Here is a 17,827-nt window from a genome sequence, read left to right as displayed (position 1 = left end):
GGATATTACGTAATTTGCCCGAACATAATAAACATATTTTACAGGAAAAATAAGCATTTCTTAAAAACTGTGGGTTGTCGATACGCAAATTATTGTATAAAATACTAAAACATGCGTTCTTAATTTTAGAGAGATGATTTGATAGTGTGTCAACTGAAAGGGGTTTAGTCGTTTGAGTAATAAGCAACAATTTGATTATAATGATGATGCCATCCAGGTGCTTGAAGGGCTGGAAGCAGTAAGAAAACGGCCTGGTATGTATATAGGCAGCACGGATAGCAGAGGATTGCATCATCTTGTATACGAGATCGTCGATAACTCAGTGGACGAGGCCTTAGCTGGTCATGGAGACCATATCATTGTTACGATACATAAAGATAATAGTATATCAGTTCAAGATAAAGGCCGCGGAATGCCGACTGGAATGCATAAGCTTGGAAAGCCGACACCTGAGGTGATTTTAACTGTCCTTCATGCCGGAGGGAAATTTGGCCAAGGCGGTTATAAAACAAGCGGCGGTCTGCATGGTGTTGGTGCATCTGTTGTGAATGCACTTTCCGAATGGCTGGTCGTAACGATTCAGCGTGATGGCTTTATTTATGAACAACGTTTTGAAAATGGCGGGAAACCTGTCACCACCCTTGAAAAAAAGGGGAAAACAAAAAAGACAGGTACGATCATTCACTTTAAGCCAGATCCAGCCATGTTTAGTACAACTACCTATAATTTTGAAACGCTAAGCGAACGCTTACGGGAATCTGCATTCCTGTTAAAAGGATTAAAAATTGAGCTAATTGATGAACGTCATGACCAAAATGAAGTTTATCATTATGAAAATGGGATTGAAGCATTTGTCTCTTATTTAAACGAAGAAAAGGATGCCCTTCATCCTGTCGTAGCGTTTGACGGAGAGCAAAATGGAATAGAAGCCGAATTTGCTTTTCAATTTAATGACGGCTACTCGGAAAACATTTTATCTTTTGTAAACAACGTTCGTACGAAGGATGGCGGAACACATGAGGCCGGCTCAAAAACCGCCATGACGAGAGCGTTTAATGAATATGCGCGAAAAACAGGGCTGCTGAAGGAGAAGGACAAAAACCTTGAGGGTTCCGATATTCGTGAAGGACTTGCCGCAATCGTATCTGTGCGGATACCTGAGGAGCTGCTGCAATTTGAGGGTCAAACGAAAGGCAAGCTCGGTACAAGCGAAGCAAGATCTGCTGTAGATGCGATTGTTTCCGAAAACCTTTCTTATTTTCTGGAGGAAAATCCAGATGCAGGTACATTGCTTGTTAAAAAGGCGATTAAGGCATTTCAAGCGAGAGAAGCTGCCCGCAAAGCAAGGGAAGAGGCCAGAAGCGGTAAGAAACGAAAACGATCAGAAACCACGTTAAGCGGTAAACTTACACCGGCACAGTCGCGAAACCCATTAAAAAATGAGATCTATCTTGTTGAGGGTGATTCTGCCGGCGGTTCAGCCAAGCAAGGGAGAGATCGTCGTTTTCAGGCGGTATTGCCTTTAAGAGGTAAGGTTATTAACACAGAAAAGGCGAAGCTTGCTGACATTTTTAAAAATGAAGAGATCAATACGATCATTCATGCCATCGGTGCAGGCGTTGGTGCTGAATTTGCGGTTGAAGATATTAACTATGATAAGGTGATTATCATGACGGATGCGGATACTGATGGTGCCCATATTCAAGTTTTGCTCTTAACTTTCTTTTATCGCTATATGAAGCCGCTTATTGAGAACGGAAAGGTATTTATTGCGCTACCGCCTTTATACAAAGTAAGCAAAGGGACAGGGAAGAAAGAGATTATTGAATATGCCTGGTCTGATGATGAATTAAAAGATGCTATTTCAAAGGTTGGCAAAGGATATATGATCCAGCGTTATAAAGGGTTAGGAGAGATGAATGCTGATCAGTTATGGGAAACAACGATGAACCCGGAAACAAGAACGCTCATCCGCGTGAAAATTGATGATGCTGCACGTGCTGAGCGCCGTGTGACAACATTGATGGGTGATAAGGTTGAACCACGACGTAAATGGATTGAAAGCAATGTCGCATTTGGTCTTGATGAAGAGACAAATATATTAGAAAACGAACATTTATCGGTTGCAGAGGAGGTATAGGACATGGCAGAATCAGTTGAACTATTTCGTGACTTACCTCTTGAAGATGTACTAGGTGACCGTTTTGGACGTTATAGTAAGTACATTATTCAAGATCGTGCGCTTCCAGATGCGCGTGACGGCTTAAAGCCTGTACAACGAAGAATTTTATATGCCATGCATGTTGACGGAAATACAAATGATAAAAACTTTCGTAAATCCGCTAAAACAGTAGGGAATGTCATTGGTAACTATCATCCCCACGGAGACTCATCCGTTTATGACGCAATGGTGCGTATGAGCCAAGATTGGAAGGTGAGAAACCTTCTAATTCAAATGCATGGAAATAACGGAAGTATTGACGGTGACCCGCCAGCTGCTATGCGTTATACGGAAGCCCGCTTATCCGCGATCGCTTCTGAATTGCTGCGTGACATTGAAAAAGAGACAGTCGAATTTGTTCCAAACTTTGATGACACAAGCAAGGAGCCGCTCGTACTTCCTGCCATGTTTCCCAATTTATTAGTCAATGGTTCAACAGGAATTTCAGCAGGTTATGCAACGGACATTCCGCCTCATCATTTAGGTGAGGTCATTGATGCGGTCATAAAAAGAATGGATAAACCGGACTGTACAGTCGATGAGTTAATGAAAATTATGAAAGGTCCAGACTTTCCTACAGGCGGTATTATCCAAGGGATCGAAGGAATTAAAAAGGCGTATGAAACTGGAAAAGGCAAAATCATCATCCGCGGTAAGACGAGCATTGAAGAAATTCGCGGCGGAAAACAGCAAATTGTCATTACAGAAGTTCCATATGAGGTAAACAAAGCGAATTTAGTAAAACGCATGGATGAATTCCGGATTGAACGAAAGGTTGAAGGAATATCCGAAATACGGGATGAAACGGACAGGACAGGTCTTAGAATCGTCATCGAGCTGAAAAAGGATGCAAATGCAGAAGGTGTATTACATTATTTATACAAAAACAGCGATCTGCAAATTACGTATAACTTTAATATGGTGGCTATCCATAATCGCCGGCCAATGCAAATGAGCTTGCCTGCCATTCTTGATGCGTATATTGGCCATCAAAAGGAAGTTGTCACAAATCGCTCGAAGTATGAACTCCGTAAAGCACGCGAACGCCAACATATCGTAGACGGCCTAATGAAAGCTTTATCGATTTTAGATGAGGTGATCGCGACAATCCGTGCTTCTAAAGATAAACGTGATGCAAAGGATAATTTAATTCAAAAATATGAATTTACCGAGCCTCAGTCTGAAGCAATTGTCTCCTTACAGCTATACCGTTTAACAAATACGGATATTACTGCACTAAGAAAAGAAGCAGAAGAGCTTGAAAAGAAAATCAATGAACTAATGAGCATTTTGAATGATGAGGCTGTTTTGCTGAAAGTCATTAAAACAGACTTGAAAAAGGTGAAAAAGACGTATGCGGATGAGCGCCGCTCAGTCATCGAAGCTGAAATTGAAGAAATAAAGATCAATCTTGAAGTCATGGTTGCCTCTGAAGATGTGATCGTGACAGTTACCAAGGATGGCTATGTAAAGCGAACAAGTCAAAGGTCTTATGCGGCATCGAACGGCCAAGACTTCGGGATGAAGGATAGTGACAGGCTGCTGTCACAAATAGAGATCAATACGACAGATGTCGTCCTTCTCTTCACAAATAAAGGGAATTACTTGTATTGTCCTGTTCATGAATTACCTGATATACGTTGGAAGGATCTTGGCCAGCATATTGGAAATATCATTCCAATTGACCGCGATGAAATCATTCTTAAGGCAATACCTGTAAAGAATTTTGAAGAAAATCGTTATCTGACCTTTATTACGAAGACAGGTATGGTCAAGAAGACAGAGTTAAGCCAATACAAGGCGCAAAGGTATTCAAAACCGCTTGTTGCCTTAAATTTAAAAGGCGATGATACCCTTGTTGATGTTCATCTAACTTCTGGAGAGCATGACTTATTTTTAGTAACCCATTTAGGTTACGGGCTATGGTTTGAGGAAGAAGAAGTGAGCATTGTTGGTCCAAGGGCTGCCGGTGTAAAGGGGATCAACCTAAAACCGGATGATCATGTTGTTAGCGGGAAAATAATGGAACGCAATCATAAAGCCTTCCTTGTTATAGCAACCCATCGAGGGGCCGTTAAGAAAATGTCGCTGTCTGATTTTGAAAAATCATCACGTGCTAAGCGCGGTCTGGTTATGCTTAGAGAGTTAAAAAATAATCCGCATCGAATTGCCGGAGCAGAAATCGTCAAAGATAAAGGGAATTTTTATCTTGAAACAGAAAAAGGGATGATTGAAAGTGTCGATGTGCGTTCATTAAGACCTAATGATCGTTACAGCAACGGATCCTTCGTTATTGATGAACAGGATGCAGGAGCAGTCATCCGTGTATGGATAGAAAATACAGATGCGGAAGAACAAAAGGTAAATGAGGAATAAAAATGAGGCTGTCTCGGTTGAGACAGCCTCTGTTCTTTGTTTATTTCTTTTGGAAGAAATCTGAAAATGCATGTATGAACTCTATTCCTTGGTACGTAAATAGACTAAGTGCAGTGATTGAAAAAAAGACAACTGGAATCAATCTTAACCAAAACATCATTTATTACCTCCTATAAAATCATTTTAGGTTGTGAATAAATGATTTTTAGAAAAGTAGGATGATTGGTAATATACCGAGTAAAGGAACTGTTTTAATTTTCGCCGCGCCTTAGTTGAAGCAGTGCATAAGAAAATCATGGCAACGACTAAGATCAATGAATCCTTTACTAGAATGCTGTAAGCAAAAAACCCATGCTTTTGGCCATCTTCTTGTAGATTCATAATTTCTGATGATGCATCATCTTCAACGGCTAGCACTTTACCATGATGGACTGGCTGCTGTAAGTGCGACATTGAAACGAAATGAAACCCAACAATCACTAACAATAGCATCATCATTGATTTAACCAGCAAGCGAAGTTTCAATGTTGTCACCCCTTTGCCGTGGAATAGATTTATCATAAACCTTTTTAGATGATTTGAAAAGAGTTTTATTTGTCTGAATGAATCAAATTTTATCAGATTTGCAATGTGAGATTTTTGATATTAAAAAAAGATAGATTTAATGATAATGATTCCGCGATTGCAAGATCAAGCGGTAAAGCGGTAATTGAGACAATATGAAAAACCGCTGGATCGCAGCGTTATTTTTGGCGATCCAGCGGTTTTTTCGGGATAAATTGAAAAATGTCATGTGTTTCGAAGCTGTCAACTAAGCGATTTAACCAATCATAGTATTCCAATGCTTCATGAAGCTTTTTTATATCAAGATTTATTTCATGAACGATTTCTTCTGAAAGATCAGGATTTTCAAGGAGGAGATGCAGATCACGCAGCGATTTCTCAATAGCCGTTACATTAATGGTCACACCATTGCGCCATTTGATCGTAAAAAAATCAATAAAGGTCTGATACCAATCTTCTTCAGCTACATATAAATCCTTTCGATTTCCCTTCTTCCAAACCTTGTCCACCATATGCAAATCCATCAGCGATCGCACGGATGTGCTCATACTTGTTTTGCTCATACCTAATTCAATTTTCATCTCATCTAAGGTCATCGGTTGATTTTGAAAATAAAGCAACCCCCATAATCGACCTACTGACGGTGTCACACCGTATAAATTCATATTTTGAGAAATTGCTTCTATTACACGTTCACGAGCTTTCTCAAGTTCGTCTTTACCTTGCAAGACCTTTCACATCCTATAAGCAGTTATATATACAGAGTACCTATTTCCAATTTGAAAGTAAAGAAGATGAATAAAAAGGAATATGGAGGAATTTTAAGAATACAGTTTATAAAGTACGTACAGTTTTTTCTGTACATAGTTTACGAAGGTATTTGAGCTTATTTGCGCTTTGTAATCATATTGGACTATTTCTATAATTAATAAGGCAGAGTGTTCGTGACAATAAATCATAGAAAGGAAGGATCCATTTTTACTGAAAGTCGCGTATGTAATGAGTTTAATAGAGGTGAAAAAATGAATAGGAAAGATAGAACGGTTAAAATAGCCATTCGGGATGTGTCGAAAATTTTTGGCAAAAACACCAAAAAGGCGGCACAGCTGCTCAAACTAGGTAAAACAAAGCAAGAAATATTGAAAGAAACAGGCTCAACAGTAGGGGTTAATCGGGCTAACTTTGAAGTGTATCCCGGAGAAATCTTCGTGATCATGGGCCTTTCTGGGAGCGGTAAATCTACTCTTGTTCGGATGTTTAATCGATTGATTGACCCAACAAGCGGTCAAGTCTTCATTGACGGTGAGGATATCGTAGCAATGAACAAGGAAGAGCTAAGAAATGTGCGGAGAAAAAAACTAAGCATGGTTTTCCAACGGTTTGCTCTTTTTCCTCATCGCACTGTTCTCGCTAATACGGAATACGGATTAGAAATTCAAGGGATCGATAAAGAAAGCCGTAAGCAGAAAGCGTTGGATGCCCTTAAACTGGTTGGACTTGAAGGATATGAGAATCAATTGCCAAGTCAGCTTAGCGGAGGAATGCAGCAGAGGGTTGGTCTGGCTCGAGCGTTAGCAAATGATCCTGATATTCTATTAATGGATGAAGCGTTTAGTGCTCTTGATCCGCTTATAAGAAAGGATATGCAGGATGAATTATTAGATCTGCAAACAACAATGGAAAAAACCATCATATTTATCACACATGATCTTGATGAGGCATTGCGCATCGGAGATCGAATTGCCTTAATGAAGGATGGAAATATCGTACAAATTGGTACGCCGGAAGAAATTTTGATGAATCCATCCAATGACTATGTTGAACGGTTTGTGGAGGATGTTGATTTATCAAAAGTGTTAACGGCAGGCCATGTCATGAAGCGTGCTGAAACGGTCCAGGTTGAAAAAGGGGCGAGGGTAGCGCTTAGAGTAATGAAGGATAACGGGATATCAACGGTTTATCTTGTAGATAAGCAAAAGAAATTGTTAGGGGCCATCACTGCAGCCGAAGCAAAAAAGGCGATGGAAAAGAATCTTTCCCTGGCAGAAGTGATGAAAAAGGATCTAACAACCGTACAGCAGGATACATTATTAACAGATCTTTTTGATGATGTTTCAACAGCAGAGATCCCTGTTGCTGTCGTTGATCAAGAAAATCGATTAAAAGGAATTGTCATTCGAGGGGCTGTCATTGGAGCATTGGCTGGGAATGATGCCTATATAAATGGAACCATGCCTCAGGAGCTCCCTGTAACTGACGAAAGGGAGGTGCTTTAAGATGCAAGAATTCTTCCCGAAATTACCGATAGCTAACTGGATTGATTTATTTATTGAATTTCTTGTTGATCAATTTGAACCATTCTTTGAAGGAATTGCAGATGGCTTGGAAGGTTTTGTCGAAGGAATTGTAGCAGGTTTAGGATTTATTCCAGCACTTATCATCATCATTTTGGTTAGTTTACTAGCCTGGAAGGTGTGTAATTGGCGAATTGCTTTATTTACATTGATCGGGTTGCTATTAATTGATAATTTAGGATACTGGGAAAACATGATTGATACGATTGCTCTCGTTATTACGTCGGTCGGTATTTCTATAATTCTGGGTATACCGATAGGAATTTGGGCATCTCAAAGTGAAACAGTTGGAAAGATTGTTACGCCAATTCTTGACTTTATGCAAACAATGCCTGCATTTGTTTATTTATTACCAGCAATCTTTTTCTTCAATATCGGTGTGGTTCCAGGGGTGGTTGCCTCTGTTATTTTTGCCATGCCGCCAACGATCCGTTTAACCATTTTAGGGGTTAAGCAGGTACCAGAGGATTTAATTGAAGCAACACAAGCATTTGGTTCAACGACAGGGCAAAAATTACTTAAGGTTCAATTACCATTGGCTATGCCGACAATCATGGCCGGGATTAATCAAAGCATCATGCTTGCCCTATCGATGGTTGTTATTGCCTCAATGGTCGGTGCACCTGGCTTGGGAGCGGATGTTTATCGTGCAGTCACACAACTGCAAACAGGAACGGGGTTTGAGGCTGGTTTAGCAATCGTAATTATTGCGATTATCTTAGACCGGATGACCCAAAATATCGGAAAATCGAAAAAAAGGGGAACAGTTTAATGTTTATGAAACTATCAAAGCTAACATTAGCATTAGGATTAACGTTCGGACTTGCTGCATGCAGCAGCGGCGAGGCGAACTCTGGGGAAAACGCATCTGTTGGAGAAGCGGTCGATTATAAAATCACAGGTATTGACCCAGGTGCAGGGATCATGAAAGCAACATCCGCTGCCATTGAGAAATATGAGCTATCAGATTGGGAGCTTATTGAGGGATCAGGTGCAGCAATGACCGCTGCCCTAAAAAAAGCGTATGATGATGAAGAGCCAATTATCATCACCGGCTGGACGCCACACTGGATGTTTTCGAAATTCGATTTGAAATATTTAGAGGATCCAAAAGGTGCATATGGTGAAGCGGAAGATATTCACTCAATCGCTCGTAATGGCTTAGCTGAAGATCTTCCAGGTGTCCATAAGGTATTGGATCAATTTCATTGGACTCCAGATGATATGGGGATTGTGATGAGCGCGATTCAAGATGGAACATCACCAGAAGAAGCAGCTGCAGCATGGGTAGAGGATCATGCTGACAAAGTGGCGGAATGGACAAGAGATGCGAAGCCAGGTAATGGCGAAGCGGTAAAATTAGGGTATGTGGCATGGGATAGTGAAATTGCCAGTACAAATGTCATTTCAAAGGTCCTTACCGACTTAGGCTATAAAGTAACCATCAGCCAGGTAGAAGCTGGCCCAATGTGGGCTGGTGTTGCTGATGGCAGTATTGATGCACATATAGCTGGCTGGCTGCCGCTAACACATGCTGACCAATCTAAAAAATACGAAGGCCAATTTGAAGACTTAGGTGCAAATCTGGAAGGTGCTAAAACAGGCTTGGTTGTACCAAAGTACATGAAAATTGATTCGATTGAAGACTTAAAAGAATAAGAGAAAGACGAAAAATACCTGCGTAATGAGTAAAGACGCGGGTATTTTTTTGTTTTAAAGTGTTTTTATTTACAAAAAAACTGCGATGAAGCAATATAAATATAGACTAATATAAGGAGAGAAACATATGTTTGTTGTGAAAGACCTAAGCTATAAAAATATTTTGCAAATAAGCAAGGCGGAAATCCCTGCAAAAAAAGTTACATGTTTAGTTGGGGAAAGCGGGGCAGGAAAATCCACCTTCTTAAAAATGCTAAATCTTATGCTATCACCTGACCAAGGTGACATTTTTTTTCAAGGTCAGAATGTAGAGGACATCGACCCGGTTCAACACAGGAGGAAAGCAGTAATGCTCTCCCAGCATCCGACGATTTTTCCAGGGACCATTCGTGAAAATCTAAACAAAGGGCTGGTTTTTTCTGAAAAGAAGCTTAAAGGAGATGATGAGCTTAAACATTCCTTAGAGCTTGTGAATTTACATAAGAAATTAGATGAGGAGGCTGAAAGGCTTTCTGGAGGGGAAAAACAGCGGCTTGCTTTAGCAAGAGTCTTGCTTATGGACCCTGAAGTCTATTTACTTGATGAACCAACCTCAGCGCTTGATGCCGAAACAGAGGAGCTTGTGATGGATCGTTTTATCAGTGAGATAAAAGAAAAAGGAAAAACTGTGATTATGATTACACATTCTCAGAGGCTTGCTGCCAAATATGGTGAGAATATGATCAAACTAGAGAAAAGAGCAGGGGAAAAAAATGAGTAATGTCATAAAGGATATCGAATTTTGGCGGTTGGTTGCCGGGTATTTATTTATTCTCTTATTAATCGTTTTTGTAAAATGGCGGGGATTAAAACGGGAAAAACAAATTATCGTTTCGACAGCCAGAATGACCATCCAATTGATTTTAGTAGGCTATATCTTAACATACATTATTGAACAGCCAAATCCATTCCCTATTTTGCTTATTATCATCTTAATGTTATGGTTTGCTGTTTACAATACATACAAGCAAGTGGCGATTCCGTTAAGCAGGAAGCTAAAGCAGATCATTGCGATCTCGATGGCAGCAGGTTCAATTGTCACGCTGCTTTACTTTAATTTTGTCGTGATTCATTTTCAGCCATGGTATGAACCGCAATATCTCATTCCAATTGCAGGAATGATTATCGGGAACTCAATGACCGGCATTACATTGGGGGTAAAGAATTTAATTGAAGGGATTCAAAGGGAAAAACAGCTTATTGAAGGTGCTCTTATGCTTGGGGCAACACCAGAAGCGGCAACGAAATCAGTCGTCAATTCAGCTTTTGATTCAGCTATCTTGCCGTCCATTAATAGTTTGGTAGGAATGGGGATTGTGTTTTTACCAGGCATGATGACAGGGCAAATCTTAGCAGGCATAAGCCCATTAATTGCAATTGAATATCAGATAGCTGTTTTATTAGGAATAACCGGAAGTGTGGCATTAACTGTCATGATCTTTACCTATTTTGGCTATCGCACGTTTTTTAATGAGCGAGACCAATTTGATGTTTGACTTTGCTGGTTTTGTTCAAGTCCTTAGTAAACACCGCTTTTCTTTGGAGAGTCATTTAGGGGAGTAAGGATGCATAAACAACGATTTGTTTAGCAAGAATGTTATCTTTCAAAAAAAGAAGCTATTGTGTGTAAGCTTCTTTTAGTTTTCATTTTTTTAACTCAATGTCAATCTCACTTAGGATGCTGCAATATGCTTTTCTTCTTCAACTAACTGATGAAGGTTAGTTTAAGTTGATATTTTCATAACATTATAAAAAGATGATTTTCTATTTGGGAAAATCATCTTTTTGAATACTAGTTTTAAAATCCTAGAATGCAATATGCTATTTTTTACCAGTTGTTTGACTGTATTGGCACCACCATATGAAACTGCTGCTACAAATTTTCATTACCGACCAAAAGAGCGAGTGAAGGATTGTCCTGATTGCACGATTTGACGTACTATTTTTAAACGCAGAGATTCATATTCCAAAAGAGCGTCAGAAACTGTAGTTCCTTCTATTGCCTTTGCAACACATTCGGCTAAGGTAGCAGCATCTTCTAATGAAGAATTAAATCCTTTTGCGGTTAGTGGTGTAAGTACATGTGCAGCATCTCCAACCAATGCTATACGGCCTCTTACAAGGCTGTCAGGAACATATTCGGCTATGGGTATACCTGTAAGGTTACGTGTTTGAATGCTATGAAGAATAGCTGCTAACCATGGTTGATCCCATCTAACAGTAGCTTGCTCTGCTAGTTCAATCCGTGTCTGTTCTAGAATGTCAGGTCCATTAAGCGAATGTCGAACAACGGTTCCTTCTACACATCCTAGACGACGTAACAAATTGTTGCGAGTATTATCGTACCAAGCCCATCCTAGCCGTCGATTTCCTAATTCGTAGGAACCGTCCTCTGCACCAACTATAGATCCGAGTAAAAAGTCACCGACACCATCTGGCATAACAAACCTTGGAGCATAAAGGCTAGGTCGATGCTCTTTAGATATGTCTTTCTCATCTACAATAACAACCCATATTAAGTATCCCGCAAAAGTTGCGTTTGGTTTGTGCGGTACAACATGACGACGCACAATGATACGGTGACCATCGGCACCAATCAAAATATCCCCATGGAAGATCTCCCCCTTATCCGTTATTACCCAAGCTGAGTCCTTATCCTGATTAACTGTTTGAATGCGAGTATCGTAACGTAAGTCAATTTTAGGATCAGCTTTTGCTTCTTTGCGTAATCGAAACTCAATAGATGTCCAAGCCTCAGCAGATTTCATTCCACCTGAAGCAAGTTTTCTCAAGAATTTCGCTGTTTTCGTTCGATCAGTTTCTCCGTTGTCAACTTGAAGCCCAGCTCCACTACGTCGTTCCTCTCCAGCTCTCTCTAAAATGGTAACATTGATTCCAGCTTGTGATAGAGCAATCGCTGTCATTAGTCCAGAAAGAGACGCACCGACAACTATAGCAGTACTGTTTACTTCTCTAATGGACTCGTTTTTATCAGTCATTGTTATTTCTCCTTATCCTACTTGCAATATTAATGTTTTGTTAGAATTTAAAGTTGAAGGAACAACTCAAATAAACTAATTCATAATCTAACCTTGATACCATATCTCGGTTAGTTAAAGAAAAATGCTTTGCTTCATGATTGAAGCAAAGCACCTTACTTGTGTTAGTAGACTCACTATGATAAACCTCAGTTTGAAAATACTAAAACAATTTGTGTAACAATTTTAAACTTCAAATTTAACATTGCCTAGCCATCTTACAAATTCAGGATCTCTATGCGAAAAGAACACGCTATCCTTCGTATCTAAAGTAGCAATCGTCTCCATATCTTCTTGATTTAATTCAAAGTCAAAGATATTAAAGTTTTCAATGATTCTCTCTTTATGAACTGACTTTGGAATCACAACTATTTCTCTTTGTGTCAACCAACGTAAAATTACCTGTGCAACAGATTTATGATATTTTTCAGCTATTGCTACTAAAGTTTCGTTTTGGAACATGTTATTTTTTCCTTCAGCAAACGGACCCCAGGACATGATCTGAACCTTGTTCTCTTTCATAAGGTTATGACTATCTACTTGTTGGCAGAAGGGATGGGTTTCAACTTGATTTACTGCTGGAACTACTTCATTATGGTCAATCAAATCCACGAGACGATCTGGATAGAAGTTGCTGACTCCAATTGCCCGAATCTTACCTTGAGCGTATAATTCCTCCATCGCACGCCATGAACCATATACATCCCCAAATGGCTGATGAATTAAATATAAATCTATATAATCCACTTGTAGTCGTTCCAGTGACTTTGCAAATCCTTTCTTTGCGCTCTCATAGCCAGCATCCTGAATCCAAAGTTTGGTGGTAATAAATATTTCTTCCCTTGGCACACCACTTCGTTTAATTGCCTTTCCAACTGCTTCTTCGTTCATATAAGCCGCTGCAGTATCAATCAAGCGATAGCCTGCCATAAGAGCATCATTAACTGCCTGTTCGCATTGGTTTGCATCCTCAATTTGAAACACACCAAAGCCTAGAATAGGCATCTCAACACCATTGTTTAACATTACTTTTTGAATCATATTCTCCTCCTAGACCCATAAGGGTTCCAATTTTATTCCTCTTTTTCTTGAGCCAAAAACTTAATGATGTCCAACTATTGGATGTGGTACATAAGGATCCTCCAGAAAAGTAACTTCTTCTGGCGTTAGTCTAACTGAAAGAGCAGCTACAGCCTCTTCGAGATGAGTTATTTTTGTTGCGCCGATAATAGGAGCTGTTACTGGATTCTTTTGTAGCAACCAGGCTAGAGCAATTTGGACACGAGAAACTCCGTTTTTTTCTGCAATTTCGGCAACTCGTTTTATTACTAACTGATCTTTATCTGCTGTTGCATCATATTTAATTTTTTGAAACTGATCTGTTACAAAACGATGTGTTGTTTCCGACGAGTCTCTTGTTAATCTTCCTGATGCAAGGGGACTGTAAGGAGTCACCCCAATTTTTTCCTCGATGCAAAGGGGTAACATTTCTCGTTCTTCTTCACGGTAAATTAGATTGAGATGGTTCTGCATGGAAACAAACTTCGCCCAACCGTTTTTCTCTGCTACATGTAATGCCTTTTGGAATTGCCATGCATACATTGCGGAAGCACCTATGTATCTTGCTTTTCCCGCCTTCACAACATCATGTAACGCTTCCATTGTTTCTTCAATAGGTGTATTGTAATCCCAGCGGTGGATGATATAAAGGTCTACATAATCCGTTCCAAGTCGGTTAAGGCTCTTATCAATTTCACTCATGATGGCTTTGCGGGAAAGACCCGCACAATTTGGACCTTCTTGCATGGGATTATAAACCTTAGTCGCTAGTACAATTTCGTCACGATTAGCATAATCTTTTAAAGCTCGTCCTAGAATTTCCTCGCTTGCTCCAAGAGAATATACATTTGCCGTATCGAAGAAATTAATACCTAACTCTAGAGCTTTTTTTATAATTGGACGTGAATTTTCCTCATCAAGTACCCAAGGTAGAACCCATTTCTTAGCATCACCAAATCCCATACACCCAAGACAAATTCTAGATACATCTAAACCACTATTACCGAGTTTTGTATATTCCATCTTCACACCTCTATCTTTCTTTTAGATTATTTGTCGGTCCTAAAAAATCTCATTTTATTTCACCACTACTTGAATGAAATTCCTTAAATCCACCTCCTGGGAAACATATTAAATGCTTGAGTTAACTCCATGTCAACAGTTTTTAATAGGTCATTTTTTGATGCTTAGGAAGTGTTGATGCCTCTACATATCTTTTAATCATTAACCAATAATGTACGTACTAGGTTGTTAGGCAGTTGATAAATAACTTGATGTGGAGTTAACTCCAGCATTTATGCTTTCGTAAGTAAAGGAGGTAACGAACAGATGAAATCACAAAAACGAAAATACAAAAAACAAGAACTTATATGCTATAACGGAAATAAACGTATTACGGCGTTGCCCATATTCGAATTAACCACTCCTGCTCCCACACTAATCTATGCACATGGATATGGATATAACATGGAGCCGTATCCCATGAAGTTGCTTGCAGAACAAGGGATTGCTACTTATAGCTTTGATTTTTGTGGTGGTTCCGCAAACAGCAGGAGTGAAGGAACACCGAAGGAAATGTCTGTAATGACAGAAATAACAGATTTGAATGCGGTAATTGACACTATAAAACCACAGAATTTTGTTGATGAAAAAAACCTGTTTCTCTGTGGATTGAGCCAGGGGGGGTTTGTTAGTACGGTTACTGCTGCAAATAGATGTTCAGAAATTAGAGGGTTAATTTTGTTATGCCCTGCTTATGTAATTCAAGATATGTTTAAAAACCGTTTTAAGCAAAAGGAGCTTATACTTGATACTTTCAATTTCAGCCATATGACACTCAGCAGAAAATATGTAGAAGATATTTGGGATAATGATGTTTATGAAATAATGAAAAGCTATACCAGAGATGTCCTAATATTCCACGGTGATGCAGACAATATGGTTCCTCTACACTACTCAAAGCGTGCAACAACTACTTTTTCTTCTGTAGAACTAGTCGTTCTCCCTGGAGCAGGCCATATACTTACAATGGATGATGAAGAGAAGGTCGTCAGGATGACACTGGATTTTATCAAAGAAAGATTGGGTAGTTTTTAAGAGTCTTTGTTAGTAGAAAAAATCTTATAAAACTTGTGTTGGAGTGCGCCTTTAAGGATTATAGTGAGCAGAATATTGAAAAGAAGTTTAAAAAGAAAATTATTAAATACCCTTGACATGGAGTTCACTCCAGTTGTTATAGTTTCGTAAGTAAAGGAGGACAAAAATATGTTGATCTCAGAAGTAAGTGAAAAATTTGGCATCTCACTTGATACCCTACGTTATTATGAACGAATTGGTCTAATTCCCCGTATAACCCGTAACGATAGAGGGCAACGGGAGTACACAGAAGAGGACTGTCAGTTGATTCAAGGAATTTTGTATTTTCGTGAAGCAGGCATGTCGATAGAGTTGTTGCTAGAGTACATGAAAATGGTTCATCAAGGCGATGAGACCATTCAAACAAGAAAAGAACTGTTAATCGAACAAAGAGACAAGTTGGTTGAAAGAATTAATGAGCTTCAGAAACCCTTGGAACTTTTGAATCGAAAAATAGTGAATTATGAACGTTCTGTCGTAGTAAATGAAAAAAAGATGAAAAGAGATATAGAAGATTAAGGTAATGGAGAGAGGAGCTAAATATGAATAAACAAAATAATAATTTACTAATACTCATATTAACTATAGGAGTTTTTGGAATTTTAACTACAGAGATGGGTGTCATTGGGATATTACCTACCATAGCTGAGCAATTTGATATAAGTGTATCTAGAGCAGGGCTGCTAGTGAGCCTCTTTGCGCTGGTTGTTGCAATATCTGGACCTATTATGCCGTTATTGTTTTCAGGAATAAATCGTAGGACGGTCATGCTACTTGTACTTGGTATTTTCATTGTAGGCAACTTTGTCTCAATGTTTGCATCTAATTTTACAGTTTTGCTAATCGCTCGTGTCATTCCAGCCTTTTTTCATCCAATATATTGTTCATTGGCTTTGACAGTAGCTGCGACTTCTGTTAGCACAGAAGAAGCTCCAAAGGCTGTATCTAAAGTGATTATGGGAGTATCCGCAGGCATGATACTTGGTGTACCAATCACTAATTTTATTGCTAATCAAACTTCCATACAAATGTCGATATTATTCTTTGCCATCGTAAATAGTATTGCTTTCGTAGCTACATTGATATTTGTTCCCTCCTTACCTGTTAAAGAAAGACTTTCTTATGGAGCTCAGATTAGTGTATTGAAAAAGCCAATTGTTTGGTTAGCCATTGCAACAGTGATATTTTTAAATTCAGGAACTTCGAGTATTAATACCTTCATTACTGAATATCTTGAATCTATTACGAATATCTCGGGGAACATTTTAACTTTTGCGTTATTTTTATTAGGGGTAGCAAGTCTTATTGGAGCCTTGTTAGGTGGAAGGCTGCTTTCTAAAAATGCCGTTAAAACTGCAATATCTTTCCCAATCGTATTAGGAATCGTTCATTTATTGTCATTCATAACAGGGAAGTCCATTGGACCTATGATGATAACCATTTTATTGTGGGGGATATTATTCGCTATATCAAATAGTGTTAGTCAATATTGGATTACCTCTGCGGCTCCAGATGCTCCTGATTTCGCAAACGGATTGTTTTTATCGTGTGGGAATATAGGGGTAACAATAGGTACAGGAGTAGGTGGATTAATTATAGCAGGAATGGGTACGCAATATATCGTATTAGGAGGATTATTATTCTTACTTTTGGGCTTAGCATCTATTATTCTGAGTCGTTATATGTTCACTGCTAGGACAGAACATTTTGCTAGTTAAGAATGTGCTGTCTTTAGGCAGCTTTTTTTCATTAAAATAAGTTCGGAGTTAAAGAGTTTGTGAAGGATTCTACTTAAACAATAGGGGGCAAGAATTAAAGATGGGATCGCTGCGGCGATCTTTTTTCTTGTGGAGCTAACGGTGAAGGATAGTAAAAAAGAGGGATTTTAAACGCTTTAATAGAATGAGTCTTAATCCTAATTCATCGTATATAGAAAGGCTGATTAAAGTGGAAGAAGTATTTAAGATTGCTGAAATATTGGTTGAAAATTTAAAAACGAAATATAAGGTTGATATTGCTTTAATTGCATATTATGGTACCTATGCTCAAGGAAGAGCAACTAAATTATCAGATTTAGATATGTTTTTTATCCCTAGTACGGATAGAGGTTTTCAAGCTAGTTTTCATCGTCTGTTGTTATCTGTTTGTCATAAAGAATGAATAACGAGTATTCCTAGCAACATATTAGGGGGCACGCCTAAACCGCGTGCCTCTTTTGATGGAAAATCGATCTGTTGATCTTGAAAATGGATATTAATGACCTAAAGAAGCCAAGGCTGCCATCAAATTGGCAATAGCCCGATTTGGACGCATTGTTGTGTTGAACAACACTGCAGGTAATTTTTATGGTGGCTTCTTTGAGGAATTGATTATAAGAAAGA

The 17,827-nt window shown here is 39.0% G+C and carries 16 protein-coding genes; 11 read left to right on the top strand and 5 right to left on the bottom strand.

Annotated features, from left to right (window positions below; genetic code table 11):
- Positions 1-172 precede the first annotated feature (172 nt).
- Together parE and parC are read left to right on the top strand one after the other, a co-directional pair.
- On the top strand, positions 173-2,140 hold the full coding sequence (gene parE / locus WQ54_RS12190) for a DNA topoisomerase IV subunit B (RefSeq protein ID WP_046516912.1): 1,968 nt from the start codon (positions 173-175) through the stop codon (positions 2,138-2,140).
- A gap of 3 nt (positions 2,141-2,143) precedes the next feature.
- Positions 2,144-4,597, top strand: a complete 2,454-nt coding sequence (parC, locus tag WQ54_RS12185; protein ID WP_046516901.1) for a DNA topoisomerase IV subunit A — start codon at positions 2,144-2,146, stop codon at positions 4,595-4,597.
- A 183-nt stretch (positions 4,598-4,780) separates the two neighbouring features.
- Here parC and WQ54_RS12180 read toward each other — a convergent pair whose 3' ends face one another.
- Positions 4,781-5,122 carry a hypothetical protein gene (locus WQ54_RS12180; protein ID WP_046516898.1) on the bottom strand — a complete coding sequence of 114 codons (342 nt, stop codon included), beginning with the start codon at positions 5,120-5,122 and terminating at the stop codon, positions 4,781-4,783.
- Between the two features lie 218 nt (positions 5,123-5,340).
- Positions 5,341-5,889, bottom strand: coding sequence for a GbsR/MarR family transcriptional regulator (locus WQ54_RS12175; protein WP_046516895.1), 549 nt, complete (start codon positions 5,887-5,889; stop codon positions 5,341-5,343).
- Positions 5,890-6,183: 294 nt separating this feature from the next.
- Here WQ54_RS12175 and WQ54_RS12170 point away from each other — a divergent pair, with 294 nt between their 5' ends.
- The 5 genes from WQ54_RS12170 (at position 6,184) to fetB (ending at position 10,709) form a co-directional block, all read left to right on the top strand.
- Positions 6,184-7,437 (top strand): glycine betaine/L-proline ABC transporter ATP-binding protein, encoded by a 1,254-nt coding sequence (locus tag WQ54_RS12170; protein ID WP_046516892.1) that lies wholly within the window; start codon positions 6,184-6,186, stop codon positions 7,435-7,437.
- 1 nt (position 7,438) lies between these two features.
- Positions 7,439-8,287: a proline/glycine betaine ABC transporter permease gene (locus WQ54_RS12165; protein WP_046516890.1), complete on the top strand. Its 849-nt coding sequence runs from the start codon at positions 7,439-7,441 to the stop codon at positions 8,285-8,287.
- Positions 8,287-9,174: a glycine betaine ABC transporter substrate-binding protein gene (locus WQ54_RS12160; protein WP_046516887.1), complete on the top strand. Its 888-nt coding sequence runs from the start codon at positions 8,287-8,289 to the stop codon at positions 9,172-9,174. Before WQ54_RS12165 ends, WQ54_RS12160 begins: the two co-directional genes overlap by 1 nt.
- A 127-nt stretch (positions 9,175-9,301) precedes the next feature.
- A complete protein-coding gene (locus WQ54_RS12155) occupies positions 9,302-9,934 on the top strand; it encodes an ATP-binding cassette domain-containing protein (RefSeq protein ID WP_046516884.1) in 633 nt (210 codons plus the stop codon).
- Positions 9,927-10,709: an iron export ABC transporter permease subunit FetB gene (gene fetB, locus WQ54_RS12150; protein WP_046516882.1), complete on the top strand. Its 783-nt coding sequence runs from the start codon at positions 9,927-9,929 to the stop codon at positions 10,707-10,709. The genes WQ54_RS12155 and fetB overlap by 8 nt, the downstream gene beginning before the upstream one ends.
- Positions 10,710-11,099: 390 nt before the next feature.
- Here the strand turns inward: fetB and WQ54_RS12145 are convergent, their stop codons facing one another.
- The 3 genes from WQ54_RS12145 to WQ54_RS12135 form a co-directional block, all read right to left on the bottom strand.
- Positions 11,100-12,212, bottom strand: coding sequence for an FAD-dependent monooxygenase (locus WQ54_RS12145; RefSeq protein ID WP_046516880.1), 1,113 nt, complete (start codon positions 12,210-12,212; stop codon positions 11,100-11,102).
- A gap of 225 nt (positions 12,213-12,437) precedes the next feature.
- Entirely contained in the window at positions 12,438-13,289 is an 852-nt protein-coding gene (locus WQ54_RS12140) for an aldo/keto reductase (RefSeq protein ID WP_046517017.1), read from the bottom strand.
- Positions 13,290-13,352: 63 nt separating this feature from the next.
- Positions 13,353-14,333, bottom strand: a complete 981-nt coding sequence (locus tag WQ54_RS12135; protein ID WP_046516877.1) for an aldo/keto reductase — start codon at positions 14,331-14,333, stop codon at positions 13,353-13,355.
- 306 nt (positions 14,334-14,639) lie between these two features.
- Between WQ54_RS12135 and WQ54_RS12130 the strand changes: the two genes are divergently transcribed.
- The 4 genes from WQ54_RS12130 (at position 14,640) to WQ54_RS12115 (ending at position 17,606) form a co-directional block, all read left to right on the top strand.
- Positions 14,640-15,407, top strand: coding sequence for an alpha/beta hydrolase (locus WQ54_RS12130; RefSeq protein ID WP_052737766.1), 768 nt, complete (start codon positions 14,640-14,642; stop codon positions 15,405-15,407).
- A 168-nt stretch (positions 15,408-15,575) separates the two neighbouring features.
- On the top strand, positions 15,576-15,965 hold the full coding sequence (locus tag WQ54_RS12125) for a MerR family transcriptional regulator (protein ID WP_046516874.1): 390 nt from the start codon (positions 15,576-15,578) through the stop codon (positions 15,963-15,965).
- 23 nt (positions 15,966-15,988) lie between these two features.
- Positions 15,989-17,164 carry an MFS transporter gene (locus tag WQ54_RS12120; RefSeq protein WP_046516872.1) on the top strand — a complete coding sequence of 392 codons (1,176 nt, stop codon included), beginning with the start codon at positions 15,989-15,991 and terminating at the stop codon, positions 17,162-17,164.
- A gap of 229 nt (positions 17,165-17,393) precedes the next feature.
- Positions 17,394-17,606: a nucleotidyltransferase domain-containing protein gene (locus tag WQ54_RS12115; protein WP_156177905.1), complete on the top strand. Its 213-nt coding sequence runs from the start codon at positions 17,394-17,396 to the stop codon at positions 17,604-17,606.
- Positions 17,607-17,827 lie beyond the last annotated feature (221 nt).

The organism is Bacillus sp. SA1-12 (genome assembly GCF_000981385.1).
Classification (GTDB): domain Bacteria; phylum Bacillota; class Bacilli; order Bacillales; family Bacillaceae; genus Metabacillus.
The sequence above is the reverse complement of the archived record's forward strand: the minus strand, read 5'-3'. Positions and strand labels throughout refer to the sequence as shown.